8 protein-coding genes, 1 other RNA gene and 1 pseudogene are annotated in these 8,041 nt (G+C 52.0%); 3 read left to right on the forward strand and 7 right to left on the reverse strand.

Annotated features, from left to right (window positions below; genetic code table 11):
* The 6 genes and pseudogenes from ACRCZA_RS14325 to ACRCZA_RS14350 form a co-directional block, all read right to left on the reverse strand.
* A pseudogene (locus tag ACRCZA_RS14325) lies at positions 1-774 on the reverse strand (glycine dehydrogenase (aminomethyl-transferring)); the annotation flags it as partial.
* A 120-nt stretch (positions 775-894) separates the two neighbouring features.
* Positions 895-1,284, reverse strand: a complete 390-nt coding sequence (gene gcvH, locus ACRCZA_RS14330; protein WP_438675080.1) for a glycine cleavage system protein GcvH — start codon at positions 1,282-1,284, stop codon at positions 895-897.
* A 25-nt stretch (positions 1,285-1,309) separates the two neighbouring features.
* Positions 1,310-2,404, reverse strand: coding sequence for a glycine cleavage system aminomethyltransferase GcvT (gene gcvT / locus ACRCZA_RS14335; RefSeq protein ID WP_438675081.1), 1,095 nt, complete (start codon positions 2,402-2,404; stop codon positions 1,310-1,312).
* Between the two features lie 566 nt (positions 2,405-2,970).
* Positions 2,971-4,218: an FAD-dependent oxidoreductase gene (locus ACRCZA_RS14340; RefSeq protein ID WP_438675082.1), complete on the reverse strand. Its 1,248-nt coding sequence runs from the start codon at positions 4,216-4,218 to the stop codon at positions 2,971-2,973.
* A gap of 36 nt (positions 4,219-4,254) precedes the next feature.
* Positions 4,255-5,478 carry a 2-octaprenyl-6-methoxyphenyl hydroxylase gene (gene ubiH / locus ACRCZA_RS14345; protein ID WP_438675083.1) on the reverse strand — a complete coding sequence of 408 codons (1,224 nt, stop codon included), beginning with the start codon at positions 5,476-5,478 and terminating at the stop codon, positions 4,255-4,257.
* Positions 5,479-5,601: 123 nt separating this feature from the next.
* Positions 5,602-6,177 carry a UPF0149 family protein gene (locus ACRCZA_RS14350; RefSeq protein WP_438675084.1) on the reverse strand — a complete coding sequence of 192 codons (576 nt, stop codon included), beginning with the start codon at positions 6,175-6,177 and terminating at the stop codon, positions 5,602-5,604.
* 227 nt (positions 6,178-6,404) lie between these two features.
* Between ACRCZA_RS14350 and ACRCZA_RS14355 the strand changes: the two genes are divergently transcribed.
* The 3 genes from ACRCZA_RS14355 to ACRCZA_RS14365 all read left to right on the forward strand — a co-directional run bounded on the left by ACRCZA_RS14355 (position 6,405) and on the right by ACRCZA_RS14365 (position 7,741).
* Entirely contained in the window at positions 6,405-6,707 is a 303-nt protein-coding gene (locus tag ACRCZA_RS14355; RefSeq protein ID WP_438675085.1) for a cell division protein ZapA, read from the forward strand.
* Between the two features lie 159 nt (positions 6,708-6,866).
* Positions 6,867-7,047: non-coding RNA, 6S RNA (gene ssrS, locus ACRCZA_RS14360), on the forward strand.
* 7 nt (positions 7,048-7,054) lie between these two features.
* A complete protein-coding gene (locus ACRCZA_RS14365) occupies positions 7,055-7,741 on the forward strand; it encodes a 5-formyltetrahydrofolate cyclo-ligase (protein WP_438675086.1) in 687 nt (228 codons plus the stop codon).
* Between the two features lie 81 nt (positions 7,742-7,822).
* Here ACRCZA_RS14365 and ACRCZA_RS14370 read toward each other — a convergent pair.
* A partial coding sequence (locus ACRCZA_RS14370) for an SDR family oxidoreductase (RefSeq protein WP_438675087.1) occupies positions 7,823-8,041 on the reverse strand: 219 nt, incomplete at its 5' end.

The raw sequence follows: 8,041 nt of genomic DNA on the forward strand, positions 1-8,041 counted from the left end.
CGGTGATTTGAGTAACACTAAGGCCATGATATCGGCAGCCACGGTCACAATCACATTCTTGGCGCGCAATTCGGCGAATAAGTCAGTGAAGTCAGTGATTTGACCAAAACGGTTTGAATATTGGAACAAAGCACCAAACAGCTCGTGGTTAACGGCCTCTGATGCAGGACCTACCACGACTTCAAAACCAAAACACTCAGCGCGGGTTTTGACGACGTCTAAGGTTTGTGGGAACACGTCATCGGCCACAAAGAAGATGTTGGCTTTTTTGGCTTTAGATACACGCTTAGCCAGCGCCATGGCTTCGGCCGCGGCGGTCGCTTCATCCAGCAGTGACGCAGAGGCTAAATCTAAGCCGGTTAAATCCATCGACACTTGTTGGAAGTTAAGAATGGCTTCTAAACGGCCTTGGGCGATTTCAGGCTGATAAGGCGTGTAGGCCGTGTACCAACCGGGGTTTTCTAAGACGTTACGCAAAATCACATTCGGCACTTGCGTGCCGTAGTAACCCATACCAATGTAGCTTTTGAAGACTTGGTTTTGCTGGGCTAAACCGCGAATGTAAGCAATGCCTTCGGCTTCGGAGCAGGAATCACCAATGCTCAATTCTTGGGGTAAACGGATCGACTCAGGCACAATTTGCGCGGTTAAATCATCCAAAGATTCAGCACCAACGTAGTTGAGCATGGCTTGCTGTTGGTGGCTATCGGGGCCGATATGGCGACGCAAGAATAAATCGTGCTGTTCTAACTGAGTGAGGGTTTGCTTGCTCATGATAAACCTTGTTCTATTTGCCGCGAGTCAGAACTGTAGGGTACTGATAAACGCGCTATTGTTATGTCAAACTTAGGCTAAAACAAACAAAGCCCCTTGGGGCTTTGTTGGCATCGACGACTATTCTTCGTCGATTACGGCTTGGTAACCTTCAGCATCCAGCAGTGCGTCAACTTCCGCTTCATCAGAAGGCATCACACGGAAGAACCAGCCTTCGCCGTAGGCGTCGCTGTTCACTAATTCTGGCGAGTCTTCCAGCGCTTCGTTTACCGCAATCACTTCACCCGAGATTGGCGCGTAGATGTCAGAAGCCGCTTTGACCGATTCTGCAACAGCGCAGTCTTCACCCGCCGTGACAGTGTCACCCACTTCTGGCAGTTCAACGAACACCATGTCACCCAGTAATTCTTGGGCGTGCTCGGTGATCCCTACGGTGTAGCTACCGTCTTCTTCCTTGCGGATCCATTCGTGTGAAGAGGCGTATTTCAGTTCTGTCGGAATATTGCTCATTATTGTTGGTCCTTGTTCCGTTTTTTTAAAATGCTTGTTTACCGTTGCGTACAAAGCTTGGCGCTACCACGTTCACTGCCACTCGCTTTTTGCGCATCTCAACGTGTGCCGTATCCCCAATCGCATTTGGGACGCGCGCCATCGCAATAGAATAGCCCAATGTGGGCGAGAAAGTCCCACTGGTGATAACGCCTTGGTGCTCTACGCCTGCCGCATCGGTGAAAAATACCGGCATATCATGGCGTAATACGCCTTTTTCTTCCATGACCAAACCGACAAGTTTGTCGGTTCCTGCCGCGCGCAGGGCTTCCAGCGCCTTGCGGCCGATAAAGTCACGGTCGGTGGGTTCCCATGCGATGGTCCAGCCCATGTTGGCGGCCAATGGGTTGATGGTTTCGTCCATGTCTAAGCCGTAGAGGTTCATACCGGCTTCGAGACGTAATGTATCGCGAGCGCCTAAACCACAGGGTTTAACGCCTTGATCTAACAGTGCTTGCCACAGGGCTTCGGCTTCATTTTCTGGCACGATAATCTCGTAGCCCGCTTCGCCGGTGTAACCTGTGGTGGCAATAAACAGTGAGCCCGCTTGCTTACCGAAGAAGGGCTTCATGCCTTCAATCGCAGCATTTTGTTCGCTACTGAATACCGCGGCGGCTTTGGCCTTAGCGTGAGGGCCTTGCACGGCGATCATCGCCAGCTCAGGGCGCTCAGTCACGGTGACATCAAATCCTTGGGATTGTTTGGCGATCCACGCTAAGTCTTTTTCGCGGGTCGCGCTGTTAACGACCACGCGGTAGAAAGTGTCGGTGAGGTAGTAAGTGATGAGATCGTCGATAACGCCAGCGTTGTCATCTAACATGGCGCCGTACAGGGCTTTACCTGGCACTTTAAGTTTGGCCACGTCGTTTGCGAGGAGTTTACGCAAAAATGCACAGGCATCAGGGCCAACCACATCCACGACCGTCATGTGGGATACGTCGAACATCCCGGCGTCTTGACGTACGGCGTGGTGCTCTTCGATTTGTGAACCGTAGTTGAGGGGCATATCCCAACCGTGGAAATCGACCATCTTAGCATTTGACTCTAAATGCTTGTTAAACAATATCGTTTTATTAGCCATTGTTATCCCTTTTGTGCGGCCTTTTTCAGGTCTGTGCCTAGTGTAGGGTAATATCAATCCGGTTAACGCACCGGTTTTTGGGCTAACTGGCATCGCAGCTTAGGCGTTATGCCTAAGCGCTTTGCATGGGTGCAAGGCTGGCTGCAATGGGAAAGGAATGAGCCTTCCTGCATCAAGGGGCCTGTTGGTCACACCTGATTAGCTCTACATTAACCGGTTCGTTATCCCGATGGATATCGATACTAGGGTCTAAAATGCGGCGAAATTATACCTTGCGTCACAAATTTGTATACAGGAGATTTTTCTAATCCGAAGCTGGCCGCATTAGATTTTTTTATCTTTATCTGTAATTTTTTTACAGGCGAACGGCTCATTTGCTCAGCTTAGCGCCAATATGCTGCGATGATCGACCATGGCGATTACATTAGCGCAACCTCGACCAAGGCAGCCTCGCCCACGCCGCACCACCGCCATGGCTGGCGGTGGTATGGCAGATTGCGGTATAGCAGATAGCAGATAGCAGATAGCAGATTGGGGCATGATAGACAGTGGCATGGCCTCATTCGTTAGCGACACAGCTTTGGCAGCCCCGCCTTATTGCCCATGGCCTGTTGCATGAACACTGTTTTCAGCCCAGCGACATTATCAACGAGGTTTAATCCCAGATCGCGAACCGCCCTTTTAAGCGGATGACCGCCCTCAAACAGGCGCTTAAAGCCTTCCATTGCCGCGATCATCTCCATGGCATCGGCCTTGCGCCAACGCTCTAGGGCGCGCAGCTCGGCATAATCGCCAATATCTTTACCTTCTTGCTGTAAGTTACTGATCACTTCAATAATGCTGGCGGCATCTAAAAAGCCAAGATTCACCCCTTGGCCCGCTAATGGATGAATGGTGTGAGCCGCATCGCCTGCGAGCACTAAGCGGTGGCGGGCAAAATGGCGGGCGTAACGCATCCTTAAGGGGAAGGTATGGCGCTCGCTCTCCAGGGTGCAGATACCGAGGCGACCATCGAAGGCGGCGGTCAGATTGCGCTCAAACTGCACCTTGTCCATTGCCAGTAATTCTGTGGCGCGCTCGGGCGGCACTGACCAGACGATGGAGCAGAGGTTGTCTTCATATAATGGCAAGAAGGCCAGCGGACCGCCTTGCAAAAACACTTGGCGAGCAGTGGCAAGGTGCGGTAATTCGCAGCGAATGGTCGCGACGATTGCATGGTGGCCATAATCCCAAAAAGTTAATGGGATTTGGCATTGCTCGCGTACCCAAGAGTTGGCGCCATCGGCGGCAATCACCAGGGCGGCGCTGACACTTTCAATGCCAGCATCGGCACCATGCGCAGAGGTCTGAGCAGAGGTCTGAGCAAAGGTCAGCCACGCTTCGCGCTCGCCAAAGGCAATGCGTTGTAAGCGTTGGTTTTCGATATGGGTGATATTGTCAAACTCGCTAGCGCGTTTGGCCAGCGCAAAACTAATCGCATCGTTTTCAATAATGGTCCCCAGACTTGGCTCGCAAAGATTACTGGCATCAAAGCCAATTTTGCCAAAACCGTCCTTATCCCACACGGCCATTTTTTGATAGGGCGTCGCGCGGGCCATATCCACATACCCCCAAGCGCCGAGGTGCTCGAGCAAACGTTGGCTCGCCTTATTAATCGCGCTCACTCGCAATCTTGGCTCGCCGCTCACGGCCTGTGTGTGGCCCGCATCAATCACGACGACATTAAAATCAGCCTGCGCTAATCCTATCGCGGTGGCGAGTCCCACCATGCCGCCACCCACAATGGCAATGTCATAGGCTTGTGAACTTAACATGGGTACATCCTTTTCGCGTTGCGATACCTGTAATGATTATTTCCAACCCATCGCGTGTTGAGCGACGGGGGTTTTCAGCGGCGGGAACCAAGACAACAGCCGTAATCCCAGATTACGCCCAAGGGCCAACGGCCAGTATGGGTTGGAGAAGCCACGGACTAAAAATTCAATATTGCGGATAGTGCTGTATCTGTCGTGCTCACGGGCATGAAGATAGGCATGGGTCACGGCGGCAGAGCCGAGATCTTCGCCCTGTGCTCGCGCAGTTTTGAGCACGTCAAGCAGGCTCACCACATCCCTAAGGCCTAAGTTAAAGCCCTGCCCCGCAATCGGGTGCAGCGTTTGCGCCGCATTGCCGATAAACACACAACGATGGTGAATTGGCCTTGGCATATACGACAGATTTAGCGGATAAGCATGGCGCTCGCTCACATCGATAAACTGCCCCGCACGGTAACCAAAGGCGTACTGCAGCGCCGTTAAAAACTCGGCCTTGGGTGCATTGAGCAGCGCTTGGGCGCGGCTATCATCCAGCGCCCACACGAGGGATAATCGCGGCTGGCCTTGGCTAGCGGCCATCGGCAATAATGCCAGCGGGCCGGTTTCGGTAAATCGTTCATAGGCCCAATGCTGATGTGGCTTATCGGTTTGTACATTGGTGATAATCGCCGTTTGCCCAAAGGCAACTTGAGTGATGGGCAGATTAAAACTGCTGCGCACCTGAGATTGCAGACCATCGGCGGCGACCACCAGTTTCGCGCAAATGCGCTCGCCAGACGCCAACACTAACGTATGGCTGTCGATATCCGGGATTAACTGCGCGAGTTTGGCTGGGCAATAGAGCTTAACGTGGGTTTGGCGCAGCTCGCGAAACAACACTTGGCCGACCCTTTCAAGCTCGACGACCTGACCCAGCGCATCCACATGCAACTGGGCGGCATTGAGTTCTGTCATGCCAAAATGGCCACGATCGGACACATGAATATCGGTAATCGCCGTACCTAAATGGGCCAGTTTTGGCCATAAGCCTAAACGGGATAACTCAAAGATTGAGCCATGGGCAATGGCGATGGAGCGGGCATCAAAGCCGGGATGGCGGTTATCGGGAAGATGCGCTTCGACTAAGGCGATAGACAACGGCGATTGAGTGCTTGCTAAACGCGCGAGGGCCAGTGCCAAGGTCGCCCCCGCCATGGCGCCGCCGACAATGGCGATATCGACGTGTTGAACTGAATTATCCATGTGCTCTGCTACCGTCATGGGGGTCTCATTCAAGCGATGGCATGGCTAAAAGCGTTTCGCCATCAGGATTTTAGCTTTGTAAACCAGATAAAAAGCGGCGGTTAGCGCCGCTGATGATAGTGCTTAATGGAACGCCGACAATTAATGGATCACCGCAGGATCGTCGCCCTCTTCGAGGCTCGGCTCTGGGCCAAACTCGGAGTAACACATAATGGCGGCGATACGCACAAATTCGAGCAGTTCGACATAGGCGGTTTCTGACTCTTCATCATCGACCACATCAAATTCGACCTGAGCGATCTCCGCGAGATCTTTGATCACTTCACGCACTTCATCCGAGGCCTGATTGAGCTTGGGCTGAATAATCGCAATGCCCGTTAAAAAGCTTTGGGTCCAAAGCGATAACGCCTCCACCCTTTGGCTTAAGGGTTCTTCCTCTTCGGGCAGCAACGGCGTAAAGCCAAACTCAAAATCCACCAAACGGGTAATGGAGTCTTGGAATAATTCACACACTAATTGATGCAATGGCGCGGGTAAGGGCTGGCCATCGTTCATCAGATCAAACAAAGGTTTAATCCACAGATCACCTTGTTGATCAACGCCCCCGCAGATTAAGCCCACTAGGGCACCGTGCACTTCCACCGGATGCTGACCAATTTCAGCCGCCGCTAAGGCCAGCCTTAAGCTTTCGATACGTAACGAAGGAGGGGTTGCCATCTTAAGATCCCAATCAGAATTTTCTAGCAGCAATGCTAGCAGAGATAAGGACTTGAACCAACACTGTTGCCACATTCTTGGGGCGCAAGTGAAAATTTCCAGCAACTGCTCACACAAGCAGCAAACAAAACCGCGATTACGCAATCCCTTCGCCGCTTGCCTTGCACTTTTAATATCAGCCCTATATAGTCCGCCCTATTGATGCCAACAAAAGGATCCACCGCGACATGAGTAACAGTGCAGTAGAAATCACCCTACTTGGGCGCACCTACTCTATCGCCTGCCCGAAAGGACAAGAGGATGCCCTGCGGATTGTGGCTCAGGGAGTTGAACAGCAGCTCACCTCGATGAAAAACCGCACCAACAGCTTAAGCCGCGAAGAAATTGCTATCATGGCGGCGCTGAATATTGGCCACGAGTTGTATCAAGAAAAACAAAAAAATAAGCATTATATGAAACAAATGGATGACCGCATCAGCCTGTTGCAGTCAACCCTTGAAAATGCCCTTATTGAGCGTTCAACCGATTAGTTGAGCGTTTAACCAAATAGTTTTAGACTGTGCTGCAAGGTGCCAAGCACCTCAACATGACATCGCGTGCTAAGCACCTTAACCATGATGAATTGCACAGTGAATGGCTAACTTGGCCTATACTTTTAAGCCATACGATTAGCGATTCGATACCGTTTTTGCTCCCTGGGATGCAGGCCAACTGGTAATGTCCCTGTGCCGATAATTTTGATCTCAGGGTGAATGCTTTACTGACATTGAGCAGGCTCGGCTCGTACCGAGAAGCCTTAGGAGGTAATCATTTACCCGCCTTGAACCTACGGTTCAAGGGCTACACCGGTAGCGGCATTCTGGGGAGCATCTTATTTATGTCTATCACCGCAACAACGTCAAACATTTCCGCCTCCGCCTCTGGCTCAACGCTCTGTGCGCCCAACAGCACGCACTCTGAAATTGACGCTCACACGCTCAGCCCAAATCTAAGCCGCGCCGAGTTACGTAAACAGGTGCGCTTGGCCCGTCGCTCGCTGCCACTGGAAGTGCAAACACAGGCAAGTCTTGCCGCCAGTCAGCGGATGCTCGAAAAGCTACTGGCGATGAAGGCTCAGCATGTCGCGCTTTACCTTACCCACGATGGTGAACTCGCAACAACGCCACTTATCGAGGCGCTTTGGCAACTTGGTATTCACACCTATCTGCCGAGGCTCCACCCCTTTACTGCCGGGCAATTATTGTTTTTGCATTACCACGCGGATTCGCCGATGCAGCCCAATCAATACGGCATTTTAGAACCTAAGCTGGATGTGCGGCGCGTGATGCCAATCGAGCGTCTTGATGTGGTCGTTACCCCGCTCGTGGCCTTTGATATTAGAGGCAATCGCATGGGCATGGGCGGTGGCTATTACGACAGAACGCTGGCCAATTGGCAGGACAACGGCCAACCGCTGCCCATGGGGTATGCCCATGATTGTCAGCAAGTGCCAAGCCTGCCCTGCGAACATTGGGATGTGCCCTTACCCGTTATCATCACCCCGAGTCGGGTATGGACGTTTTGAATAAAGAAGGTGCTAGGTCACTAGATTCTAGTGTCTAGGGTCTAGGGTCTAGGGTCTAGGATCTAAAATCTAGCTTCTTATTTATTTCAAATGCCGGCCACCATCGACATGATGGCTGCGCCCGGTGACATAACGGCTATTGAGCAGGTACTCCACTAAGGCAATGATCTCCTGATTACCGGCTTCTTTGGGCAACATAGCCTTGGCCAAGGTCTTTTGTCGATAAGCGTCATCATCACATGGGTTAAAGAGGATCATCGCCGGGGCAATCGCATTCACTTTTACCTCGGGCGCCAATTT

It is taken from the genome of Shewanella sp. (genome assembly GCF_051658185.1).
GTDB lineage: Bacteria > Pseudomonadota > Gammaproteobacteria > Enterobacterales > Shewanellaceae > Shewanella.

Coding starts and splice junctions, on each gene's coding strand:
- ACRCZA_RS14340 (WP_438675082.1), bottom strand. CDS start 4,218: ATGTTAAGTTCACAAGCCTATGACATTGCCATTGTGGGTGGCGGCATG.
- gcvH (WP_438675080.1), bottom strand. CDS start 1,284: ATGAGCAATATTCCGACAGAACTGAAATACGCCTCTTCACACGAATGG.
- gcvT (WP_438675081.1), bottom strand. CDS start 2,404: ATGGCTAATAAAACGATATTGTTTAACAAGCATTTAGAGTCAAATGCT.
- ubiH (WP_438675083.1), bottom strand. CDS start 5,478: ATGACGGTAGCAGAGCACATGGATAATTCAGTTCAACACGTCGATATC.
- ACRCZA_RS14350 (WP_438675084.1), bottom strand. CDS start 6,177: ATGGCAACCCCTCCTTCGTTACGTATCGAAAGCTTAAGGCTGGCCTTA.
- ACRCZA_RS14355 (WP_438675085.1), top strand. CDS start 6,405: ATGAGTAACAGTGCAGTAGAAATCACCCTACTTGGGCGCACCTACTCT.
- ACRCZA_RS14365 (WP_438675086.1), top strand. CDS start 7,055: ATGTCTATCACCGCAACAACGTCAAACATTTCCGCCTCCGCCTCTGGC.